Annotated in this window: 23 protein-coding genes and 1 tRNA gene; 10 read left to right on the top strand and 14 right to left on the bottom strand. The window is 70.1% G+C overall.

Annotated features, from left to right (window positions below; translation table 11 throughout):
* Position 1: 1 nt before the first annotated feature.
* From KZ820_RS01760 to KZ820_RS01775, 4 genes are read right to left on the bottom strand one after another with little or no spacing between them, the layout of a single operon-like run.
* Entirely contained in the window at positions 2-652 is a 651-nt protein-coding gene (locus KZ820_RS01760) for a 3-oxoacid CoA-transferase subunit B (protein WP_219746994.1), read from the bottom strand.
* Positions 652-1617, bottom strand: coding sequence for an HAD family acid phosphatase (locus KZ820_RS01765; RefSeq protein WP_308462093.1), 966 nt, complete (start codon positions 1615-1617; stop codon positions 652-654). Before KZ820_RS01765 ends, KZ820_RS01760 begins: the two co-directional genes overlap by 1 nt.
* Positions 1614-2330, bottom strand: a complete 717-nt coding sequence (locus tag KZ820_RS01770) for a CoA transferase subunit A (RefSeq protein WP_219748046.1) — start codon at positions 2328-2330, stop codon at positions 1614-1616. Before KZ820_RS01770 ends, KZ820_RS01765 begins: the two co-directional genes overlap by 4 nt.
* Before the next feature lie 15 nt (positions 2331-2345).
* The gene (locus KZ820_RS01775) at positions 2346-2987 is read right to left on the bottom strand and encodes an HAD-IA family hydrolase (protein WP_219746995.1); all 642 of its coding nucleotides are present in this window, start codon (positions 2985-2987) and stop codon (positions 2346-2348) included.
* 176 nt (positions 2988-3163) lie between these two features.
* Here KZ820_RS01775 and KZ820_RS01780 point away from each other — a divergent pair, with 176 nt between their 5' ends.
* Entirely contained in the window at positions 3164-4810 is a 1647-nt protein-coding gene (locus KZ820_RS01780; RefSeq protein ID WP_219746996.1) for a thiamine pyrophosphate-binding protein, read from the top strand.
* A 239-nt stretch (positions 4811-5049) separates the two neighbouring features.
* On the opposite strand, the gene KZ820_RS01785 is transcribed toward KZ820_RS01780, so the two are convergent.
* Positions 5050-5250 carry a CsbD family protein gene (locus KZ820_RS01785; protein ID WP_219746997.1) on the bottom strand — a complete coding sequence of 67 codons (201 nt, stop codon included), beginning with the start codon at positions 5248-5250 and terminating at the stop codon, positions 5050-5052.
* A 95-nt stretch (positions 5251-5345) separates the two neighbouring features.
* On the bottom strand, positions 5346-6353 hold the full coding sequence (gene thiS / locus KZ820_RS01790) for a sulfur carrier protein ThiS (RefSeq protein ID WP_183920578.1): 1008 nt from the start codon (positions 6351-6353) through the stop codon (positions 5346-5348).
* A gap of 100 nt (positions 6354-6453) precedes the next feature.
* Here thiS and aroQ point away from each other — a divergent pair, with 100 nt between their 5' ends.
* The 9 genes from aroQ (at position 6454) to bfr (ending at position 15306) form a co-directional block, all read left to right on the top strand.
* Positions 6454-6888 carry a type II 3-dehydroquinate dehydratase gene (gene aroQ, locus KZ820_RS01795; protein ID WP_219746998.1) on the top strand — a complete coding sequence of 145 codons (435 nt, stop codon included), beginning with the start codon at positions 6454-6456 and terminating at the stop codon, positions 6886-6888.
* Between the two features lie 36 nt (positions 6889-6924).
* Positions 6925-7413, top strand: coding sequence for an acetyl-CoA carboxylase biotin carboxyl carrier protein (gene accB, locus KZ820_RS01800; RefSeq protein WP_219746999.1), 489 nt, complete (start codon positions 6925-6927; stop codon positions 7411-7413).
* A gap of 5 nt (positions 7414-7418) precedes the next feature.
* Positions 7419-8771 carry an acetyl-CoA carboxylase biotin carboxylase subunit gene (gene accC / locus KZ820_RS01805; RefSeq protein WP_219747000.1) on the top strand — a complete coding sequence of 451 codons (1353 nt, stop codon included), beginning with the start codon at positions 7419-7421 and terminating at the stop codon, positions 8769-8771.
* A complete protein-coding gene (locus KZ820_RS01810; RefSeq protein WP_308462094.1) occupies positions 8768-9106 on the top strand; it encodes an arsenate reductase family protein in 339 nt (112 codons plus the stop codon). The genes accC and KZ820_RS01810 overlap by 4 nt, the downstream gene beginning before the upstream one ends.
* The gene (locus tag KZ820_RS01815; protein ID WP_219747002.1) at positions 9103-10530 is read left to right on the top strand and encodes a phospholipase D-like domain-containing protein; all 1428 of its coding nucleotides are present in this window, start codon (positions 9103-9105) and stop codon (positions 10528-10530) included. Before KZ820_RS01810 ends, KZ820_RS01815 begins: the two co-directional genes overlap by 4 nt.
* Positions 10531-10723: 193 nt before the next feature.
* Positions 10724-12940: a phosphoribosylformylglycinamidine synthase subunit PurL gene (gene purL / locus KZ820_RS01820; protein ID WP_219747003.1), complete on the top strand. Its 2217-nt coding sequence runs from the start codon at positions 10724-10726 to the stop codon at positions 12938-12940.
* A gap of 319 nt (positions 12941-13259) precedes the next feature.
* Positions 13260-14444: a DUF418 domain-containing protein gene (locus KZ820_RS01825; protein ID WP_219747004.1), complete on the top strand. Its 1185-nt coding sequence runs from the start codon at positions 13260-13262 to the stop codon at positions 14442-14444.
* 75 nt (positions 14445-14519) lie between these two features.
* Positions 14520-14690 (top strand): (2Fe-2S)-binding protein, encoded by a 171-nt coding sequence (locus KZ820_RS21710; RefSeq protein WP_132909171.1) that lies wholly within the window; start codon positions 14520-14522, stop codon positions 14688-14690.
* 100 nt (positions 14691-14790) lie between these two features.
* Entirely contained in the window at positions 14791-15306 is a 516-nt protein-coding gene (gene bfr, locus KZ820_RS01830; protein ID WP_132909170.1) for a bacterioferritin, read from the top strand.
* A 109-nt stretch (positions 15307-15415) separates the two neighbouring features.
* On the opposite strand, the gene KZ820_RS01835 is transcribed toward bfr, so the two are convergent.
* The 8 genes from KZ820_RS01835 to KZ820_RS01870 all read right to left on the bottom strand — a co-directional run bounded on the left by KZ820_RS01835 (position 15416) and on the right by KZ820_RS01870 (position 21578).
* Entirely contained in the window at positions 15416-15829 is a 414-nt protein-coding gene (locus KZ820_RS01835; RefSeq protein ID WP_219747005.1) for an Hpt domain-containing protein, read from the bottom strand.
* A 69-nt stretch (positions 15830-15898) separates the two neighbouring features.
* Positions 15899-17263, bottom strand: a complete 1365-nt coding sequence (gene der, locus KZ820_RS01840; protein WP_219747006.1) for a ribosome biogenesis GTPase Der — start codon at positions 17261-17263, stop codon at positions 15899-15901.
* A gap of 297 nt (positions 17264-17560) precedes the next feature.
* A complete protein-coding gene (locus KZ820_RS01845; RefSeq protein ID WP_219747007.1) occupies positions 17561-18883 on the bottom strand; it encodes a PQQ-like beta-propeller repeat protein in 1323 nt (440 codons plus the stop codon).
* Positions 18880-19620, bottom strand: coding sequence for a tetratricopeptide repeat protein (locus KZ820_RS01850; RefSeq protein WP_219747008.1), 741 nt, complete (start codon positions 19618-19620; stop codon positions 18880-18882). The genes KZ820_RS01845 and KZ820_RS01850 overlap by 4 nt, the downstream gene beginning before the upstream one ends.
* A 111-nt stretch (positions 19621-19731) precedes the next feature.
* Positions 19732-20610, bottom strand: coding sequence for a 3-methyl-2-oxobutanoate hydroxymethyltransferase (gene panB / locus KZ820_RS01855; RefSeq protein WP_219747009.1), 879 nt, complete (start codon positions 20608-20610; stop codon positions 19732-19734).
* Between the two features lie 22 nt (positions 20611-20632).
* Entirely contained in the window at positions 20633-21046 is a 414-nt protein-coding gene (locus KZ820_RS01860) for a hypothetical protein (RefSeq protein WP_219747010.1), read from the bottom strand.
* 5 nt (positions 21047-21051) lie between these two features.
* A complete protein-coding gene (locus KZ820_RS01865; protein ID WP_219747011.1) occupies positions 21052-21396 on the bottom strand; it encodes an ArsC family reductase in 345 nt (114 codons plus the stop codon).
* A gap of 105 nt (positions 21397-21501) precedes the next feature.
* A tRNA-Pro gene (locus KZ820_RS01870) sits at positions 21502-21578 on the bottom strand.
* Positions 21579-21653: the final 75 nt, after the last annotated feature.

A 21653-nucleotide genomic window follows, 5' to 3' on the forward strand; every position in this document is an offset into this window, starting at 1 on the left:
GTCAGACCTCGTAGTGCGCGCTCGTCTTGGCGGCGACCTCGTCCGCGGTCACCCCCGGCGCCAGCTCGATCAGGCGAAACGCGCTGTGATGGTCGGGGCGCTGGAACACCGCCAGGTCGGTGACGATCATGTCGACCACGTCGCGCCCGGTCAGCGGCAGCGTGCACGCCGGGATGAATTTGGGCGCGCCGTCCTTGGCGACATGCTCCATCACCACGATGATCTTCTTCACGCCGGCGACGAGGTCCATCGCCCCGCCCATGCCCTTGATCATCTTGCCCGGGATCATCCAGTTGGCGATGTCGCCGCGCTCGGACACCTCCATCGCGCCGAGCACGGTGAGATCGATGTGCCCGCCGCGGATCATGGCGAAGCTCTGCTCGCTGCCGAAATAGGCCGATTGCGGCAGTTCGCTGATCGTCTGCTTGCCCGCGTTGATCAGGTCTGGGTCGACCTCGTCGTCATAGGGGAACGGACCGATGCCGAGCATGCCGTTCTCGCTCTGCAGCGTCACGGTGATGCCATCCGGTATATTGTTCGCGACCAATGTCGGGATGCCGATGCCGAGGTTGACGTAATAGCCGTCGCGCAGCTCGCGCGCGGCGCGCGCCGCCATGCCGTTGCGGTCCCAGCCCTTGGCGTCCACGGCCATCACTTCGCTCCTTCGGCCGGGGCGTCACCCCAGCGCTTGTCCTGCGGGAAGGTCTCGTCCCATCCGGTGCCGAGCCCGGTGCCATAGACGGGGTTGGGCAAGACGAACCATCCCTGCCCCCAACGCGCCTGGATCGGCCCCACGCCGGCGAGTGCGCGGCGGCCGAGCGCGGGCGCCGGGCCGGGCGGGTTGAAGAGGTCGGCGAAGTCGCCGAGCTGGTCGCCGACGAGCGCGAGCACGCAATAATGTTTGGCGATCTCGAGCCGACGCCCGTCCTTGCCCGAGCGGCCGTCGACGTCGCCCTTGAGGTAGAGCGTGTCGCCGTGGCGGAACTCGCCCAGCCCTGCGGTGCGCAGCGCCTTGGCGGCGGCGGCGGCGTTGTCGGCGGAGCGGTTGCTGTTGATCACCATCGTCACGCCGAGCGCGCGCAATTGGCGGAACGCCGCTACCGCGCCGGGCACCGCGACGACCTTGTCGGCGCCGGTCCGCTCCCAGCGATCCCAGCGCTTGACGTCATAGGCCGCACCGGTGCGCGCTTCGTCATATTCATAGCCAAGGTTGAGCACCGCGGTCTCGTCCATGTCGAGCACCACCGCGGGCGGCAGCGCGCTGCACGGGCTCGTCTCGGCGCTGGCCGCGGTCGCGCCGGGGACCAGCACCGCCGACTGCGGCCAGCGCGGCAGCGTGCCGGCGCGGCGCTCGGTCGGCAGCCGCCCGCGACGGTCGCGCGCGCGCTCGATCACGCCGCGGACATAGGCGGTGAGCGCGTTATAGGTCTGCTCGCTCAACGCCGCGGCCTCGGCCGAGCCGTACAGATAGGCCATCGCCCCGGCCGGCAGTGCGGCGGACACGGGCGCCGTCGGGACGGCGCTCACCGCGCGCGCTGGCGGGCGCTCGGGGTGCGCGGTCGCGCAACCGGCGAGCAGCGCCGCCGCCGCGCCCGATACCAGCAGCCGTGACGTCACGCCGCACCGGCCTCCGCGCGCGGGCGCGTCGTGCGGAACTCGATCTTCTTGTCGTAGGGCGCGCCGACGATCATCCGCTTCACGTAGATGCCGGGCAGGTGGACGTGATCGGGATCGAGCGCGCCGACCGGCACCACCTCCTCCACCTCGGCGACGCAGATCCTGCCCGCGGTCGCCATCGGCTGGTTGAAGTTGCGCGCGGTCTTGCGGAACACGAGGTTGCCGCTGGTGTCCGCCTTCCAGCCCTTGATGATCGACAGGTCGGCGCGGATGCCGCGCTCGAGGATATAGTCCTCGCCGTCGAACGCCTTCACCTCCTTGCCCTCGGCCACCAACGTGCCGACGCCGGTCTTGGTGTAGAAGCCCGGGATGCCGGCGCCGCCGGCGCGGCAGCGCTCCGCCAGCGTGCCCTGCGGGCAGAACTCTACCTCCAGCTCGCCGCTGAGATACTGGCGCTCGAACTCCTTGTTCTCGCCGACATAGCTCGAGATCATCTTGGCGATCTGGCGCGTGCGCAGCAGCTTGCCGAGTCCCTCCCCGTCGATCCCGGCATTGTTGCTGGCGACCGTGAGCCCGGTCACCCCCGCGGCCTGGATCGCGTCGATCAGTCGCTCGGGGATGCCGCACAGGCCGAAGCCGCCGGCGCAGATCGTCATGCCGTCGAACAGCAGCCCGTCGAGCGCCGCCGCGGCGCTGTCGTAGAGCTTGTCCACCACCCGCTGTCTCCCTCAGAAATGGCCCGGCGCGATGCCGAGCGCGGCGCACAGATCGTCGAGCGCCTGCCCCTCGCCGCTCACCTTGATCGCCGCCATGCCGAGCTGCGCCGCGGCCTTGCAGTTCACCCCCAGGTCGTCGAGGTAGACGCACTGGTCGGGGCGTTTGTTGAGCGTCTCGCACATCATCAGGTAGATGCGCGGGTCGGGTTTGCGGATGCCGACCTTGCTGCTCTCCACCACGTGGTCGAAGCGCGCGAGCACCGCCGCCACTGCGGCGACCGCCTGCGGGTCACGCGGCGTGTCGCCGGCGGGAACGTTGTTGGTGATGCAGCCGATGTGGAAGCCCTCGCGCTTCAACCAGTCGAGCGCGTGCACCATGCGCGGGCGGACGTCGCCGTACAGCAGCGCCAGCACGTCGCGTCCGCGCAGCTCATGACCGATCGCTTTCGCCTCGACGGCGAAGTCGCGGTCGAAGGTGGCGGCGTCGATCTCGGCGCGCTCGAACCGCGCCCAGGCGTTGCTGTCCGGATCGGTGGCGTTGAGGCGCCGGATCAGGTCGATCGGGAGGCCGCGTTCGCGCTCCAGCCGGTTGAACGCCGCGAACGGCGACGAGGTGATCACCCCGCCGAAGTCGAAGATCACCGTGTCCCGCATGCGCGCGATCCTTAGCGGTCGGCGCGGCGAAGGCAATCGGGGTGTGCGGTGGATCAGCGATGCAGAGCGGGACGATCGCTCGCCACACGCCGCGCCGGGCAGATGGCTGAGACGTTCCGCCGCTTCGGAACTAATACCCCTTTCGCCTAACCCTTTCGGGCGGCTAGGCTCGCCGCATGATCGAACCCCGCACCGGTGGACGCCTGCTCGTCGACCAGCTCGTCGCCCAGGGCTGCGACCGTCTCTTCACCGTGCCGGGGGAGAGCTTCCTCGCGGTGCTCGACGCGTTGCACGACACCCCCGCGATCGATGTGGTGACGTGCCGGCAGGAGGGTGGCGTCACCTTCATGGCCTGCGCCGACGGCGCGCTGACCCATCGCCCCGGCATCGCCTTCGTCACGCGCGGCCCCGGCGCGACCAACGCCGCCATCGGCGTCCATGTCGCGATGCAGGACTCGCAGCCGATGATCCTGTTCGTGGGCGACGTCGACCGCTCGACGCGCGATCGCGAGGCATTCCAGGAGATCGACTTCCAGGCGATGTTCGCGCCGATCGCCAAATGGGCGGCGCGGATCGACGACGCCGCGCGCATCCCGGAATATGTCGCGCGCGCTTATGCCACCGCGATCAACGGCCGCCCCGGCCCGGTCGTGCTCGCACTGCCCGAGGACATGCTGCTCGACACCGTCACCGTGCCCGATCGCGCGCGCGTCGAGCGCGTCGCCCAGGCAGTGGACGAGGACTCGATCGAGCATCTGCGCGACCTGCTCGCCACCGCCGAGAACCCGCTCGCGATCGTCGGCGGCGCGGGCTGGGACGTAGCCGCCGCGGCGGCGATGGCCGATTGGGCGACGCGCACCGGCGTGCCGCTCGCCGCCGCCTTCCGCCGCCAGGACGCGATCGCCAACGACTGCCCGGCCTATGCCGGCAACCTCGGCTACGGCCCCAGCCCCGCTTTGGTCGAGCGCGTGCGCGGCGCCGACCTGCTGATCGTGGTCGGCGCGCGGCTCGGCGAGGCGACCACCGACGGCTATCAGCTGATCACGCCCGATCACCCCGGCCAGCGGCTGGTCCACGTCCACCCCGATCCCGAGGAGCTCGGGCGCACCTACGCCACGGACCTCGCGATCTGCGCCGGCATGGCCGAGTTCGCCGAGGCCTTGGTGCCGCTCGACGGCGGCGTCCACCCGCATGCCGCCGAGGCGCGCACCGCCTATGAGGCGTGGAGCACGCCCCGCCCCCGCGACGGCGTCGCGCTCGATCTCGGCCCGTGCGTCGCGACGATGCGCGAGAAGCTGCCGGCGGACACGATCATCTGCAACGGCGCGGGCAATTTCTCAGGCTGGTGGCACCGCTACTGGCGCTATGCCGGGCCGGGCACGCAGCTGGCGCCGACCGCGGGCGCGATGGGCTATGGCGTGCCCGCCGCGGTGGCGGCGTCGCTGCGCCGGCCGGGTCGCAGCGTGGTCGCGCTGGCGGGCGACGGCGACTTCCTGATGAACGGCCAGGAACTCGCCACCGCGGTGCAGCACGGCGCCGACCTGCTCGTCATCCTCGTCGACAACGGCGCGTACGGGACGATCCGGATGCACCAGGAGCGCGAATATCCCGGCCGTCCGTCGGCGACGCGGCTGGTCAACCCCGACTTCGCCGCGCTGGCGCGCGCCTATGGCGGCTGGGCCGAGACGGTGGAGCGAACCGAGGCGTTCGCGCCCGCGCTCGACCGCGCCCTGGCTGAGCGCGGCGTGCGGCTGATCCACTGCCGCACCGACGTCGAGCAGATCACCGCGGGGCTGACGCTGAGCGCGCTGCGGCAGGGATGAAGGCGGCGGCGAGGGGCCGTGCGCCAAAGGTCCCCAAAACAGCTAGCGTCGACCTGAACTCGTTTCAGGATGAACGGTCCTGCGTCTTCCAACGCCGCTCCGTCGGCGGCACGGTGGATCCTGAAACGAGTTCAGGACGACGCCGGGTAATGGGGTAGCGCTCCTTTTACCAAACCCCGCGAACGAGGAAGGGCCGCCACGGTCTCCCGCGACGGCCCTTCCTCGACGAGGCTCGACGATCAGATGTCGTCGCCGAGCGCGCCCTTCACCTTGCCGGCGAACTGCTGGCCCTTGCCCTTCGTCTCCTGCGCGGCGCCCTCGGCGGCGAGGCGGTCGTCCGCCGCGGTGCGATCCGCCGGATCCTTGTCCGCCATCGCCTGCTTGGCCTTGCCGACCAGCTCGTTGACGTTGCCTTTGATCTTGTCGGTGAGCTCGCCCATCGTCGTTCTCCGTCTAGTGTAACCCGGTGACAGGACAACGGACCCGAAACGGCGATGTTCCGGCAGATGATTGACGTACGTCAATTCGTCGCGGCTCAGATCAGCCCCGACAACGGGCTCGACGGGTCGGCGTAGCGGCGCTTGCCCATGCGGCCGGCGCGGTAGCTCATCCGCCCCGCCTCCACCGCCGCGCGCATCGCCGCCGCCATCAGGATCGGGTCCTTTGCCTCGGCGATCGCGGTGTTCATCAGCACGCCGTCGCAGCCGAGCTCCATCGCCACCGCGGCGTCGCTCGCCTGGCCAACGCCGGCGTCGACCAGCACCGGCACGCCCGCGCCCTCGACGATCAGCCGGATCGTCACCTGGTTCTGGATACCCAGCCCCGAGCCGATCGGCGCGCCGAGCGGCATGATCGCGACCGCGCCGGCTTCCTCCAGCTGCTTCGCCGCGATCGGATCATCGGTGCAATAGACCATCGGCTTGAAGCCCTCGCGCACCAGCACCTCGGTCGCCTTCAGCGTCTCGCGCATGTTGGGGTACAGCGTGCGCGCCTCGCCGAGCACCTCGAGCTTGACGAGATCCCAGCCGCCCGCCTCGCGCGCCAGCCGCAGCGTGCGGATCGCGTCCTCGGCGGTGAAGCAGCCGGCGGTGTTGGGCAGATAGGTCACGCGCTTGGGGTCGATGAAGTCGGTCAGCATCGGCGCGCTGGGGTCGCTGACGTTGACGCGACGCACCGCGACGGTGACGATCTCCGCGCCCGACGCCTCCAGCGCGGCGGCGTTCTGCGCGAAGTCCTTGTACTTGCCGGTACCGACGATCAGCCGCGAGCGGAAGGTGCGCCCCGCCACGGTCCATGTGTCGTCGGTGAGCGGGGCGGCATGGTCGCCGCCGCCGACGAAATGGACGATCTCCAGCTCGTCGCCGTCTTCGACCTGCACCTCGCCGAGCGTCGAGCGCGGCACGACCTCGAGGTTGCGCTCCACCGCGAGCTTCTCGGGCACCAGCCCGAGCGACTCAGCAAGGCCCGCGATCGAGAGCCCGGCGGGGACTCGCTTGTGCTCGCCGTTGAGGGTGATGGTGATGGTGCCGTCGGAATGTGCCATGCGCGCCATCTAGGCCCGCGGACCCGCAGGGGCAACGTTGCGCCGCGCCGCGCCGGATGCAATGACACCTGCACGCAGGGCAACGACCCCAAGGGAGCGCATGACCGACACCGTCTTCGTCCTCAACGGCCCCAACCTCAACCTGCTCGGCACGCGCGAGCCGGAGATCTACGGCCACGACACGCTCGACGACATCGCCGGCCGGCTCGAGGATCGCGCGCGCGAGCTCGGCCTGCGCGTCGACCTCCGCCAGTCGAACCACGAGGGCCACCTGGTCGAGTGGCTACACGAGGCGCAGGCGGTGGACGCGCGCGCGGTGCTGCTCAACGCCGCGGCCTACACGCACACCTCGGTGGCGCTGCACGACGCGATCAAGGGCATCAAGACGCCCGTGATCGAGGTGCATCTTTCCAATCCGCACACGCGCGAGAGCTTCCGCCACGTCTCCCTGGTCGGCAGCGCCGCGAAGGGAACCATCGCCGGCTTCGGCGCGATGTCGTACATGCTCGCGCTTGAAGCCGCGGCCCGCTTCTGACAGGAGGCGCGCCCTATCTAGGGGAAACAGGGTTGCATGGCTGACATCTCTCACAACGGCGGCGCGATGCAGGTCGACGTCGATCTGGTCCGCCAGCTCGCCGAGCTGCTCGACACCACCCAGCTGACCGAGATCGAGGTCGAGGACGGCGAGCGCAAGATCCGCGTCGCGCGCAAGGCCGCCGCGGTCGCCGCACCGGCGGTGCATTATGCGCCGGCGCCCGCCGCCGCCGCGCCTGGTGCGGGCGCGCCGCCGCAGGTCGACACCGCCGGGCCGTCCGCGCCGTCGCACGCCAATGCGGTGCGATCGCCGATGGTCGGCACCGTCTATCTCGCCGCCGAGCCGGGCGCCAAGCCGTTCGCCGCGGTGGGCCAGAGCGTCGCCGCGGGCGACACCTTGCTGATCGTCGAGGCGATGAAGGTGATGAACCCGATCACCGCGCCGAGCGCGGGCACGGTCAAGGCGGTGCTGGTCGAGAACGGCCAGCCGGTCGAGTTCGACCAGCCGCTCGTGGTGGTCGAGTAACGCCCTTGCCCCAGATCAAGAAGCTGCTGATCGCCAACCGCGGCGAGATCGCGCTGCGGATCCACCGCGCGTGCCACGAGATGGGCATCAAGACGGTGGCGGTCCACTCCACCGCCGACGCCGACGCGATGCACGTCCGCCTCGCCGACGAGGCGATCTGCATCGGGCCGCCGGCGGCGACCGACAGCTACCTCAACATCCCCAACATCATCTCGGCCGCCGAGATCTCGGGCGCGGACGCGATCCACCCCGGCTACGGCTTCCTCAGCGAGAACGCCAAATTCGCCGAGATCGTCGAGCTGCACAACCTGATCTTCGTCGGGCCGAAGCCCGAGCATATCCGGGTGATGGGTGACAAGGTCGAGGCCAAGCGCACCGCGGGCGCGCTCGGTCTGCCGCTGGTGCCGGGGTCGGACGGCGCGATCAGCGACGTCACCGAGGCGCAGGCGTTGGCCGAGCGGATCGGCTACCCGGTGATCATCAAGGCCGCGAGCGGCGGCGGCGGGCGTGGCATGAAGGTGTGCCAGTCGCCCGACCAGCTCGAGACGCTGATGCAGCAGGCCGGGACCGAGGCCAAGGCGGCGTTCGGCGACGCCACGGTCTACATGGAAAAGTACCTCGGCAACCCGCGCCACATCGAGTTCCAGGTGTTCGGCGACGGCGAGGGCAACGCGATCCATCTCGGCGAGCGCGACTGCTCGCTCCAGCGCCGCCACCAGAAGGTGCTGGAGGAGGCGCCCTCCCCCGTCATTTCCGCCGAGGAGCGCGAGCGGATGGGCGGGATCGTCGCCAAGGCGATGGCCGACATGGGCTATCGCGGCGCGGGGACGATCGAGTTCCTGTGGGAGAACGGCGAGTTCTACTTCATCGAGATGAACACCCGCCTGCAGGTGGAGCATCCGGTGACCGAGGCGATCACCGGGCTCGACCTGGTGCGCGAGCAGATCCGCGTCGCCGAGGGCCACCCGCTGACGCTGCGCCAGGAGGACGTGGTGTTCCGCGGCCACGCGATCGAGTGCCGCATCAACGCCGAGGATCCGCGCACCTTCGCGCCCTCGCCGGGCCGCGTGGCGCAATATCACGCCCCGGGCGGGATGCACGTCCGCGTCGATTCGGGGCTGTACGCGGGCTATATGGTGCCGCCTTACTATGACAGCATGATCGCCAAGCTGATCGTCTATGGTACGACCAGGCAGGGAGCGCTGCGTCGTCTCCGCCGCGCGCTGGAGGAGTTCGTGATCGAGGGCATGAAGACCACGATCCCGCTCCACCAGGCGCTGCTCGACGACCCGGAGTTCCAGCAGGGTAGCTACACGATCAAATGGCTGGAGGAGTGGCTGGCGCGCCAGGACGCGTGACGGAGGCGAGCGGCGCGGCCGCGACGATCTACCACAACCCGCGCTGCTCCAAGTCGCGCGAGGCGCTGGCGATCCTTCGGGAGGCAGGCGCCGACGTGACCGTCATCGAGTACCTCAAGACCCCGCCCTCGCGCGACACGCTCGCCGCGCTGCTCGCGCGCGGCGGCATCGCGCCGCGCGACGCGCTTCGTCGCGACGCGCCGACGGTCTCCGACGACGCCGCCGCGCTCGACCTGATGGCGCGCGATCCCGCCAGCATCGAGCGGCCGCTGGTCGAGACCGACAAGGGCGTCCGGCTCGCGCGCCCGCCCGAGCTGGTGCGCGAGCTCCTGTGATCCTGCCCGAGGACACGCGCTGGCGGGTCGAGCGCGCCACGCAAGCCGCGGTGGTGATCGACGCCGACGCCTATTTCCGCGCGGCGCGCCAGGCGATGCTGCGCGCTCAGCACCAGATCCTGCTGGTCGGCTGGGACTTCGACGCGCGCATCAACCTCGCCTACGACGACGACCATCCCGAGGCGCCCACCGACGTCGGCGCTTTCATCACGTGGCTGGTGAAGCGCACGCCAGGGCTTCAGGTCCATATCCTTCGCTGGGACAAGGGCGCGATCAAGACGCTCGGGCGCGGCAAGACGCTGTGGACTCTGCTCAACTGGCGCTATCGCCAGCCGCGTATCCACCTGCTGCTCGACGGCCACCATCCGGTAGCGGCGTCGCAGCACCAGAAGATCGTGGTGATCGACGATTGCCTCGCTTTCTGCGGCGGGATCGACATGACCGACGAGCGCTGGGACACGCGCGCGCACGTCGACGACGATCCGCGCCGCACCTCGCCCGGCGGGCGCGCGTACAAGCCATGGCACGATGCCACCACCGCGCTGCAGGGCCCGGTCGCGGGCGCGCTGGGCGAGCTGTGCCGCACGCGCTGGGTGATCGCGGGCGGCACCGAGATCGCGCCGCCGCCGCCGCGCGAGGGCAGTTGCTGGCCCGAGTCGCTCACGCCCGTCTTCACCGACGTCGACGTCGCGGTGTCGCGCTCGCAGCCTCGGTATGACGGGCAGGACGAGCTGCTTGAGATCGAGCGGCTGTACCTCGCGCTGATCGCCTCGGCCAAGCACCGCATCTACGCCGAGAGCCAGTATTTCGCCTCACGCCGTATCGCCGAGGCGATCGCCGCGCGACTGGTGGAGGAGGATCCGCCCGAGATCGTCGTGATCAACCCGGTGACCGCGCAGGGCTGGCTCGAGCCGATCGCGATGGACACCGCCCGCGCCCGGCTCGTCACCGAGCTGCGCCGCCGCGACCATCGCGGGCGCTTCCGCATGTACCACCCGGTCAATGAGAAGGGCACGCCGATCTACTGCCACGCGAAGGTGACGGTGATCGACGACCAGGCGATTCGCATCGGCTCGTCCAACTTCAACAACCGCTCGTTGCGGCTCGACACCGAGTGCGACGTGACGATCACCGACGGCGCCGCGACGATCGCGGCGATCCGGGACGACCTGATCGCCGAGCATCTCGGCGTCGACGCGGCGGTGGTGAGCGAGCGGGTCGAGCGCGACGGGCTGATCGCGACGATCGAGGCGCTTCGCGGCAGCGGGCGGACGCTGGTGCCCTATGGAGTGGACGACCTGAGCGCGGTGGAGAAGTGGCTCGCGGACAATGAGGTGCTCGATCCGGAAGGGCCGGGCGAGATGTTCGAGGCGTTCGAGAAACGCGGCCTGCTGCGGCGGCTGAGACGGAGGCGGGGCCGGTAAGATCCCGTTCGCGCTGAGGAGAGATTGAGCCTGTCGAAGCCTCCTCTCGATGCGGCCACGAACGTCGTGACTGATGCTTCGAGACGGCACTTCGACGAGCTCGGTGCCTCCTCAGCACGAACGGTGTGTTGGGCGTGCTGTCGAACTCGCACCGTCTGGCCACCGCCGCGCGCAGCCGCTATGCGCCGCGGCCATGACCGCCATCACGCCCGAGATCGTCGCCGAGCACGGCCTGTCCCCCGATGAATATGAGCGCGTGCTCAAGGCACTGGGCCGCGAGCCCAACCTCGTCGAGCTCGGCATCTTCTCGGTGATGTGGTCGGAGCATTGCAGCTACAAGTCGAGCCGCATCCACCTCAAGAAGCTGCCCACCGAGGGCCCGCAGGTGATCTGCGGTCCGGGCGAGAACGCCGGCGTCGTCGACATCGGCGACGGCCAGGCGGTGATCTTCAAGATGGAGAGCCACAACCACCCTTCGTACATCGAGCCCTATCAGGGCGCGGCGACGGGCGTGGGCGGCATCCTGCGCGACGTCTTCACCATGGGCGCGCGCCCCGTGGCGAACCTCAACGCGCTGCGCTTCGGCCGGCCCGACCATCCCAAGATGCGCCACCTGATCTCGGGCGTGGTGCACGGTATCGGCGGCTACGGCAATTGCGTCGGCGTGCCGACGGTGGGCGGCGAGGTGAACTTCCACCCCGCCTATGACGGCAACATCCTCGTCAACGCGATGACCGTGGGCGTCGCCGACACCGACAAGATCTTCTACTCGGCTGCCTCGGGCGTGGGCAATCCGATCGTCTATGTCGGCAGCAAGACCGGGCGTGATGGCATCCACGGCGCCACCATGGCCTCGGCCGACTTCGGCGAGGATGCGGACGAGAAGCGCCCCACCGTCCAGGTCGGCGATCCCTTCACCGAGAAGCTGCTGATCGAGGCGTGCCTCGAGCTGATGGCCTCGGACGCGATCGTCGCGATCCAGGACATGGGGGCGGCCGGGCTCACCTCCTCCTCGGTCGAGATGGCGAGCAAGGGCGGCGTAGGCATCGAGCTGGTGATGGACGACGTGCCCCAGCGCGAGACCGGCATGACGCCGTACGAGATGATGCTCTCCGAGTCGCAGGAGCGCATGCTGATGGTGCTCAAGCCCGGCCGCGAGGATTTCGCGCGCGCGATCTTCGAGAAGTGGGAGCTCGACTTCGCGGTGATCGGCCATGTCACCGACAGCGGGCGGATGGTGCTCACATGGCGGGGCGAGACCGTGTGCGATATCCCGCTCGCGCCGCTCGCCGACGACGCGCCATTGTACGATCGCCCGCATGTCCCCACCCCGCCCGCCAAGGCGCTGGTCAACATTCCCGACTGCAAGGACCCGGCGGCCGACCTACTCGAGCTGATGGCCTCGCCCGACATCGCCAGCCGGCGCTGGATCTGGGAACAATATGACCACATGGTCGGCGCCGACACGGTGCAGCGCCCCGGCGGCGATGCCGCGGTGGTGCGCGTCCACGGCACCGACAAGGCGCTGGCGATGACGACCGACTGCACCCCGCGCTATTGCTTCGCCGACCCGGTCGAGGGCGGCAAGCAGGCGGTGGCCGAGGCGTGGCGCAACCTCACCGCGGTGGGCGCGACCCCGCTCGCCATCACCAACTGCCTCAACTTCGCCAACCCGCAGCGCCCCGAGATCATGGGGCAGATCACCGGCTGCCTTGACGGCATGGCGCAGGCGTGCCGCGCGCTCGACTTCCCGATCGTGAGCGGCAACGTCAGCCTCTACAACGAGAGCAAGGCGACCGGCGGCGGCTCGGCGATCCTGCCGACACCCGCGATCGGCGGCGTCGGGCTGCTCAGGGACTGGCAGAAGAGCGCGACGATCGCGTTCAAGCAGACCGGCGACGTCATCGTCGTGGTCGGCACGCGCCGCGGTGATCTCGGCCAGTCGCTGTGGCTGCGCGAGCTCCACGGGCGCGAGGAAGGCCCGCCGCCGCGCGTCGACCTGGCGGCGGAGCGCCGCACCGGCGACTTCATCCGCGCGCAGATCGACGCGGGGCATCTCGGCGCCGTCCACGACGTCGCCGATGGCGGCATCGCGGTGGCGATCGCGGAGATGGCGCTGGCGGGCAACATCGGCGCGATGATCGACCGCGCGCTGCCGTTCGAGACCGCCGCTGCGCTCTTCGCCGAGGAGCAGGGCGTCTATGTCGTGACGGTGCACGATCATGCGTTGCTCGACTTCCTCCAGGCCGCGCTCGACGCCGGCGTCGACGCCGAGCCGCTCGGCCGCACGATCGGCACGCGCGTGATCTTCGAGCTGCGCGAGGGCGACTATTGCGTGCCGCTCGACCAGCTCCGCGCGGCGCACGAGGGCTTCTTCCCCAAGCTGATGGCGGGCGAAGCGGCGATCTGAGGAGACCCTCCCCGCTCGCGGGGAGGGTCGTACAGGTCGCCATGTCGCCCGGACATGGCTGGCATCGCCGGGGGCAATTCCACCTGCACGGCAGCCGAAAGCTGGCGGAGGGGGCTCGCACGAGCGCGGCGCTGCGCGGAGAGCCCCCTCCACCACCGGCCTGCGGCCGGCGTGTGGGCTTTGGCGTGCTTTCAGCATGCCAAGATCGTGTTCGGGGGACACGATCTCGCCCGCACGCCCCCTCCCCGTGCCGGGGAGGAATGAGCCCGCCCTCACCAGCGTTGCCAGCCCCGCGCCGCGCGCCTAGCACGCCATCGCAATGTCCGACGCCAACCGCCTCGTCGCGCTCGATATCCTGCGCGGCGTCGCGGTGTTGGGGATCACCGTCGCCAACCTCCCCGGCTTCGCGCTGCCGCAGGCGGCCTATTTCTCTCCGCTCGCCGCGGGCGGCACCGGACCCGCCGACCTCACCGCCTGGGCACTCACCTTCGTGCTCGTCGAGGGCAAGATGCGCGGGCTGTTCGCCGCGCTGTTCGGCGCCTCGCTGCTGCTCGTCGTGGAACGCGCCGACGCGGCGGGGCAGAATGGCGCCGCGGTCCACCTCCGCCGCATGGGCGTGCTCTACCTGATCGGCGCGGCGCATCTTTACCTGCTGTGGTACGGCGACATCCTCCACCATTATGCGCTGGTCGGCGTCGCCGCGCTGCTGTTCGTCCACGCGCCGGCGCGCGTGCTGCTGCTCGCCGCCATGGCCGCGCTGCTGGTGGCGACCATCGGCGGGGTCGGCCTGGTCCAGGCCGCCGCGCTGCCCGCCTCGCGCGCCGCGCTGGAGCAGAGCTTCGGACGTCCTCCCGCACCGCTGCTGGCGAGCGAGATCGCGGCGCTGCGCGGGTCGCTGGCGGACGGCATCGCGTGGCGCTGGCGGCACGACGCCGGCGCGCTTGGCGGGTTGCTCGCCAACGGGCCGGAGACGCTCGGCTACATGCTGCTCGGCATGACGGCCTATCGCAGCGGCTTCGCCACCGGCGCCTGGTCACGTCGCCGCTACGTCGCCGTCGCGGCGCTGACCTTGCCGCTTGGGCTGGCGGCCGAGCTGGCGCTCGCGCGCCACGGCATCGCGCGCGGTTTCACGCTCGAAGCGGTGCTCACCGCCTCCTTCGCGCTCGGGCCGCTGATCCATGCGCCGTTGGTGGCGGGCTATGCCGCGCTGCTGCTCTGCTGGCTGCCGGGAACGCGCGCGGGAGAGCGGCTCGCCGCGCTGGGGCGCAGCGCGCTGAGCAACTATCTGCTGTCGAGCCTCGTGCTCGCCGCGATTTTTTACGGCTGGGGACTGGGGCAGTTCGCGCGCTGGGGCCGCGCCGAGTCTTACGCGCTATTACCGCCGCTCTGGGCGCTGCTGCTGCTAGGGGCGCCGCTTTGGCTCGCCCGGTTTCGTTATGGACCGGCCGAGTGGATGTGGCGCTCGATCGCGCGCGGCCAGGCGCAGCCGATGCGCCGCGGGTAATGCGAACGCGTCGCATTTCCCTTGCGAGCGGTTCGCAACTCGGCTAGGACGATTCGCAGCCGGGAAGGAGACCGCATGGTCGTCTGCGTCTGCAATGCGATTAAGGAGTGCCAGGTGCGCGAGGCCGCGCGATCCGGTGCTGCCACCCCCTGCCAGGCTTACCGCTGCCTCGGGCGCTCGCCGAAGTGCGGCCAATGTGTTCAATTTGCCCGCGCAATCATCGATGAGGAACGTGCGGCTGCGTAGCGGTCGCAGCAAATAGTCGCCGTATCGCGAAGGACTTTCAGCTTTCTTCCCGCCCCGTTCGGGGCTATTCGCCATGCCGTTCCGGATAGTGGAGACTGGCATGAAGGGCGATCCCAAGGTCATCGAGTTCCTCAACGAGTCGTTGAAGAACGAACTGACCGCGATCAATCAATATTGGCTGCACTATCGCCTCTTCGATCACTGGGGCGTCTACAAGCTCGCCGCGTTCGAGCGCCACGAGTCGATCGACGAGATGAAGCACGCCGACTGGCTGGCCGAGCGCATCCTGTTCCTCGACGGATTGCCCAACTTCCAACTCCTCGGCCGCCTGCGCATCGGCGAGACAGTGGAAGAGGCGCTCAAGGCCGATCTCGCGATGGAGATCGAGGCGGTGGCGCAGCTCAAGGCGGCGATCGCTTATTGCGAGGAGGTCAAGGACTTCGTCAGCCGCGAGTTGTTCGCCAACATCCTCGCCAGCGAGGAAGAGCATGTCGACACGCTCGAGCGACAGTTCGAGATGATCGAGCGGATGGGAATCCACAATTATATCCAGCTCAACTCGGTGAGCGAGCATGACAAGCCGGAGAGCGGCGCGGCACCTTACCTGAAGGGGTGAACGACGGCGCCGGTCCGGCCGCACGGAACTTGGTACGTCCGCAAGCGGGGTGGCCGAGGGTAACCGCCAGTGGCGCGCACGGCACCGATGCGGACCCGGCCCCCTTCCGCTACGCGACCCGGCGCCCGAAACCTCCAGGCCGCCGCACCGCGACGGGCGCGGCGCCCTCACTCTCCAGCACGGCGAGCGTGCGCAGGAACAGCGGGCGCAGCGCCACCACGTGCTCGATCGCATCCTGCGGGGACTCATGGTGCTCGACGCAGGCGCGGGCGTGATCCTCGATCTTCTCGGCCAGCGCGGCGAGCACGTTGGCGCCGAACTGGCGCGCCTCGCCCTTGAGCGTGTGCGCGGGGATCACCAGCGCCGCAGCATGGCCCTTGCGCATCGCGTCCTCGAGTGCGCTCAGCGACTTGACGCCATCCTCGCGGAAATAGCCGAGGATACGCGCGAAACCGGCGCCCAGCTCGGCGCGCGCACGCGCCAGCGCCACCCGATCCACCAATTCCACTGGCTCGTCCGCCACGCGCCCGCCTCCTCTTTTGCGCTCAGACACTTAGCGCCTTAGAGGTAAAGAGGAGGTAACCGCGTCCGCTCAGTTCCCGCCATAGGGATTCTTCGGTGCGCGCAGCATCAGTCGCACCGGCACGGCGCCGAAGCCGAGCTCGCGCCGGATCCCGTTGATGAGGTAGCGCTGGTAGCTCATCGGCAGCTCGTCGACGCGCGTGCCGAACAGCACGAAGCCGGGCGGGCGCGTCTTCGCCTGGGTGAGATAGCGCAGCTTGATCCGCTTGCCGCCGGGCGCGGGCGGCGGATTGGCCTCGATCGCGCGCTCGAACCAGCGGTTGAGCTCGCCGGTGCCGACGCGACGCGACCAGGCCTCGCGGGTCGCGAAGGCCGCGCCGATCAGCTGGTCGATCCCCTTGCCCGTCGCTGCCGAGACCGCGAGCAGCGGCACGCCGCGGACCTGCGCCAGCCCCTCGTCGAGCGCGGTCCGCACGCCGTTGAACAGCTTGGAGGGATCCTCGGCGACGTCCCATTTGTTGAGCGCGATCACCAGCGCGCGCCCCTCTTCGAGCACGCGGTCGGCGATGCGCAGGTCCTGCGATTCCAGCCCCAGCGTGGCATCGAGCAGCAGCACCACCACCTCGGCGAAGTCGACCGCGTGGAGCGCGTCGGCGACCGACAGTTTCTCCAGCTTGTCCTGCACCTTGGCGCGCTTGCGCATGCCTGCCGTGTCGATCAGGCGGACGTCGCGCGGGCCGTCGGGGCCGTGCCACACCCAGTCGATCGCGATCGAGTCGCGCGTGATCCCCGCCTCGGGGCCGGTGATCATCCGGTCCTCGCCGAGGATGCGGTTGACCAGGGTCGACTTGCCCGCGTTGGGGCGACCGACGATGGCGAGCTTGAGCGGGGCGTCGGGGTTCTCGTCGTCCTCCGCCGCCTCCTCTGCGTCGAGCGCCTCGAGGTGGGGCAGCAGCGCCTCGAACAGGTCGGCGACCCCCTCGCCGTGCTCGGCGGAGAGCTGGACCGCGTCACCGAAACCGAGCGACAAAGCCTCGATCAGCCCGGCCTCGGCGGCGCGCCCCTCGGCCTTGTTGCCGACCAGCACGATCGGGGTGGAGGCGCCGCGCAGCCAGCGCGCGATCTCCTCGTCGAGCGGCACGATCCCGGCGCGCGCATCGATCATGAACAGCGCGACGTCGGCACTATCGACCGCGGCCTGGGTCTGGCGGCGCATGCGGCCGGGCAGCGTGTCCGGATCCTCGTCCTCGTAGCCGGCCGTGTCGATCACGCGGAAATCGAGCCCGAGCAGATGCGCGTCGCCTTCGCGGCGGTCGCGCGTCACGCCGGGGCGATCGTCCACCAGCGCCAGCCTCTTGCCGACAAGGCGGTTGAACAGCGTCGACTTGCCGACATTGGGGCGACCGACGATCGCGACGGTGGGGAGACGGGACATGGGACGGGGACCTGGAACATGGTGGCTCAACGCCTCGCCGTTCGTGCCGAGGAGCCATTGAGCCTGTCGAGACGGCGTCTCTAAGCACCGACGCTTCGAGACGAGGCTTCGCCAAGCTCAGCCTCTCCTCAGCGCGAACGGAGTGACGCGAAAGCATATGGCTGCCTCCTAGCCGCTTACGCGCGATAACGATAGTCGAGCCGCACACTGCGATGCGTCCGCACGCAGAAGCCGATCTCACCAACCGCAGCGCAGGTGAGCCTGAGATCAAGCCTCTACGAGCGCGTGATGCCTACCTCACCGCCAGGCGGTGATCACGCCCTTCTCGTCGAGGGTGTAGAGCGTCTGGTTGGCGACGATCGGGGCGAGCGAGAAGCTGTCGCCGGCGCGGATCGTGGTCTGCACCTTGCCGTCGGCGACCGACAGCGCCACCAGCTCGCCGCGCGAGTTGGTCAGCCACAATTTCTCGCCGGCGAGCACGGGCCCGAACCAATTGTACGGATCCGAACGCTTCTCCTCGTTCTTGTAGGCGCGCAGCTGGCTGATCCAGCGGATCTTGCCGTTGGCGCGCGACAGGCACACCATTCGCGCGTCATCGGTGACGACGAAAATCCACTCGCCCGCGATCCACGGCGTCGAGATGCCCGCCAGATTCTGTTCCCACAGCCGCTGTCCGGTGGCGAGCTCGAGCGCGATTATGCGACCGCCCTGCCCGATCGAGTAGACGCGGCCGTCCTCGATCACCGGATCGGCGTCGATGTCGGCGAGGCTCGACACCGAGGTGGTGATCGAGGTGCGCGACAGCGCGTCCTGCCACAAGGAGCGCCCGTTCTCGTAGCGATAGGCGTTGAGCTCGCCGCTGGAGAAGCCCGCCACCACGGTGCCCGAGCTCGCCGCCGGCGCGGCGACGCCGAACACGCCCTGCGTCTCGAGGCTGGCGGTCTGGGTCCACACCACCTTGCCGTCGGCCTGGTTGAGCGCGACGATCTGATTGTCCTGGCTCAAGACATAGACCTGGCCGTTGGCGATCGTCGGCGCGCCGCGGAGCGGACCGCCCGGCTTGGCGCGCCACAGCACCGCGCCGTCCGCAGCGTTGGCGGCGATCACGTCGCCCAGTCCGTCGGTGGCATAGACCTTGGCGTCGTCGTAGCTCACCCCGCCGCCGAAACGCGCGGCGCGGTTCTCGTCACCCTCGGTGATCGCGCGGGTCCATAGCTTGGCGCCAGTGTCGGCGGCGAAGGCGTTGATCACGCCGTCGACGTCGACGACGAACAACTTGTTCTCGGCGATCACCGGCATGGCGGCGAGCCGCGCGCGGTTGCTGCCGCCGTTGATCTCGGCGCTCCAGCTCTTCGCCGGCGTCGCGGCGAGCAGCAGGTGCCCCATCGACTTGGCCGCGCTGCCGCCCGGCTGGGTCCAGCCGTCGTTGGCGGCCGGGGTCGGCAGCGTGACCTGGACGTCGGCGAGCCCCTTGTCGATCTCGGCCGGGTTCTCCGACACCAGGATCGGCACGCGCTGGCCGACCGTGGGCGTCTTCTTGGGCGCGCTCTTGAAGATGCCGCAGCCGCTCAGCCCCACCAGCGCGGCGATCGCCACGCCGGTCGCGAACCTCGTCTTCATCGCTTGCTCACACCTTCATCCTTGGCCGGCGCGGCGGGCGCCTGGGCGTTCTTGGCCGGCGCGCTCGGCGCCTTGGTCTCCAGTACGCCCGCCATCTGAACCGCACGTTGACGCAGCGAGCTGGGCACGCCGGAGTCGGCGGCGATGCGCGCGAAGGTCTGGCCGGCGAGATCGCGCCGACCTTCGCGCAGATAGGCCGCGGCCATCAGCTCGCCCGCGCTGCCGAGCCATGCCCCGCCCGTCACCGCCAACGGTCGCATCCGCTCGACGATCACCTGCGGCTGGAGCTGGTCGAACTCGGCGCTGGTCTGGCGGATCACCGCCAGGTCACGGAACGGCTGCGCCAGCGAAGTGTCCGCGGCGATCTTGGCGAAGGCGGCAGCGGCGCCGCGCAGATCGTCCTTCTGCAGCAGCACGTCGGCCTGGGTGAAGCGCGCGGCGGCACGATAGCCGTCACGCGACGAGTCGCTCAGCCCGGCGAGCGGCGCCGCGGCCGCCTTGGTATCCTGCGCGGCGAGCGAGTCGAACGCCTGCTGCAGCTGCTCGCCCTCGCGCTCGGCCGCGACCGTCTGGCGGTGCTGCCAGAACAGGAAGGCGGCGAGCGCGGCGAGCGCCAGCACCACGGCGGCGATGATCGCCCGGCCGTAGCGCTTCCACACGTGGATCGCCTGGTCGCGGCGGAGCTCGTCGTCGACCTCGCGCAGGAACGCTTCATTGTTTTGCGGCGTCAGAGCCACCGATCACTCCGGGCTGAAGGGGAACCGCCGCGCTGTAGCGACTCGGCCGGCGGGAGGAAAGAGCACGCGCGAGCGCTTCGTCCCGCACCGCGTGGCGGGCCACCCGCACGCTCACTCCTTTGGCGCGTAGACCTGGTCCGCACCGGGGAAGGCGCGGGCGCGCACCTCGTCGGCGAAGGCGGTGACTCGCTCGGCGACATAGCCTGCCATGTCGCCGTAGCGCTTCACGAAGCGCGGCGTGCGCTCGAACAGCCCGAGCATGTCCTCGGCGACGAGCACCTGGCCGTCGCACGCGGCGGAGGCGCCGATGCCGATCGTCGGCACCCCGACGCTGTTCGTTATCTCGACCGCGATCGGCTCGACCACGCCCTCGATCACCACGGCGAAGGCACCGGCCTCGGCGACCGCGCGCGCGTCGCCGACGATCTTGGCGGCCTCCGCCGCGCTGCGCCCGCGCGCGCCATAGCCGCCCAGCGCGTTGACCGCCTGCGGCGTGAGCCCGACATGACCCATCACGGGGATACCGCGCTCGGCGAGGAAGGCGACCGTGGGCGCCATCGCGCTGCCGCCTTCCAGCTTGACCGCCGCCGCGCCGCTCTCCTTGAGCAGCCGCGCCGCGCTCTCGAACGCCTGCTCCGGCGACGCCTCGTAGCTGCCGAACGGCATGTCGACGACGACGAGCGCGTGATAGCTGCCGCGCACCACCGCAGCGGCGTGCGCGGCCATCATCTCGAGCGTGACAGGGACGGTGGAGGGAAGACCGTAGATCACCTGCCCCAGGCTGTCGCCGACCAGCAACATGTCGCACTGCGGGTCCATCAGCTGCGCCATGCGCACGGTGTAAGCGGTGAGCATCACCAGCGGCTCGCCCTCGCCCGCCGCGATCGCGGCCTTGCGCCGGCGGATCGCGGGGACGGTGAGCCGCTTCATTGGCGCGGCGACCGGCGTGGCGCGGCTGGTGGCGGAGTCGATCGTGAAGGTGGTGGACATGCGCCCTGCTACTCCGGCGCGCTCACCCGATCCAGCCGCGCCGCGCGGCGAGATGCGCGAGCTGGAGCGCGACCGCGCCGACCAGCAGGATCAGCAGCGGGAAGAAGAGCGTCCCCGCCCCGCGCCGCGCGAGCAGATCGGTCATCGCAAACAGCCAGCCGAACTGGATCAGCGCCGCGACCAGCGACACCGTTAGCGCGGGCACCGCGACCCGGCGCCGCAGCAGCAGCGCGAGCGCGCCGACGAGCAGGCCGAGACTCGCCACCGCATAGTCGAGCCAGTACCAGCCCGGCAGCGCGGCGAGGAGCGCGCGGTCCGCCGGATCGGCCGCCGCACCCGCGCCTGCCATGAGCTGTGTGACGCAGGCATAGGCGGAGAGCGCCGCCCAGAGCAGCAGCATGCCGACGAGCAGCCGGTACCAGCGCGGCGGGCGCACCCGGCTCAGCCGAACAGCGCGGCGTAGCGCTCGGGCTTGAAGCCGAGCTCCACGCCGCCGTCATGGACCAGCACCGGCCGCTTGATCATCGCGGGCTGCGCCATCATCAGCGCGGTCGCGCGCACCCGGTCGAGTTCGGCGCGATCCTGCTCGGGCAACGTGCGGAAGGTGGTGCCGGCACGGTTGAGCAGCGGCTCCCAGCCGAGCCGGTCGATCCACGAGTCGAGCAGCGCGGGGTCGAGCCCGTCCTTGCGGAAGTCACGGAAGGTATGAACGACGTGATGGTCGGAGAGCCAGGTGCGCGCCTTCTTCACCGTGTCGCAATTGGGGATGCCGTGGAGCGTGATCATGCGCCCGCCGTGACACCGCCGAGCACCGATGGGAAGCGCCGTCTGACGCTGCGCGCGCCGCGAACGTCGCTTCGTCCGCTGCCGCCGATCCGCTCTGTTTGAAATTGGTCGGGGCGACAGGATTCGAACCTGCGACCCCCACACCCCCAGTGTGATGCGCTACCAGGCTGCGCTACGCCCCGACCGAGGGGGCGCCTCTACGCGCGGTCGCCGGGCATTGCAAGCGGCTAGGCGGCGGCCACCGCGGACAGCGCGCA

This window comes from Sphingomonas citri (genome assembly GCF_019429485.1).
Classification (GTDB): Bacteria; Pseudomonadota; Alphaproteobacteria; order Sphingomonadales; family Sphingomonadaceae; genus Sphingomonas; species Sphingomonas citri.

Coding starts and splice junctions, on each gene's coding strand:
- KZ820_RS01760 (WP_219746994.1), bottom strand. CDS start 652: ATGGCCGTGGACGCCAAGGGCTGGGACCGCAACGGCATGGCGGCGCGC.
- KZ820_RS01775 (WP_219746995.1), bottom strand. CDS start 2,987: ATGCGGGACACGGTGATCTTCGACTTCGGCGGGGTGATCACCTCGTCG.
- KZ820_RS01780 (WP_219746996.1), top strand. CDS start 3,164: ATGATCGAACCCCGCACCGGTGGACGCCTGCTCGTCGACCAGCTCGTC.
- KZ820_RS01785 (WP_219746997.1), bottom strand. CDS start 5,250: ATGGGCGAGCTCACCGACAAGATCAAAGGCAACGTCAACGAGCTGGTC.
- thiS (WP_183920578.1), bottom strand. CDS start 6,353: ATGGCACATTCCGACGGCACCATCACCATCACCCTCAACGGCGAGCAC.
- aroQ (WP_219746998.1), top strand. CDS start 6,454: ATGACCGACACCGTCTTCGTCCTCAACGGCCCCAACCTCAACCTGCTC.
- accB (WP_219746999.1), top strand. CDS start 6,925: ATGGCTGACATCTCTCACAACGGCGGCGCGATGCAGGTCGACGTCGAT.
- purL (WP_219747003.1), top strand. CDS start 10,724: ATGACCGCCATCACGCCCGAGATCGTCGCCGAGCACGGCCTGTCCCCC.
- KZ820_RS01825 (WP_219747004.1), top strand. CDS start 13,260: ATGTCCGACGCCAACCGCCTCGTCGCGCTCGATATCCTGCGCGGCGTC.
- KZ820_RS21710 (WP_132909171.1), top strand. CDS start 14,520: ATGGTCGTCTGCGTCTGCAATGCGATTAAGGAGTGCCAGGTGCGCGAG.
- bfr (WP_132909170.1), top strand. CDS start 14,791: ATGAAGGGCGATCCCAAGGTCATCGAGTTCCTCAACGAGTCGTTGAAG.
- der (WP_219747006.1), bottom strand. CDS start 17,263: ATGTCCCGTCTCCCCACCGTCGCGATCGTCGGTCGCCCCAATGTCGGC.
- KZ820_RS01845 (WP_219747007.1), bottom strand. CDS start 18,883: ATGAAGACGAGGTTCGCGACCGGCGTGGCGATCGCCGCGCTGGTGGGG.
- panB (WP_219747009.1), bottom strand. CDS start 20,610: ATGTCCACCACCTTCACGATCGACTCCGCCACCAGCCGCGCCACGCCG.
- KZ820_RS01865 (WP_219747011.1), bottom strand. CDS start 21,396: ATGATCACGCTCCACGGCATCCCCAATTGCGACACGGTGAAGAAGGCG.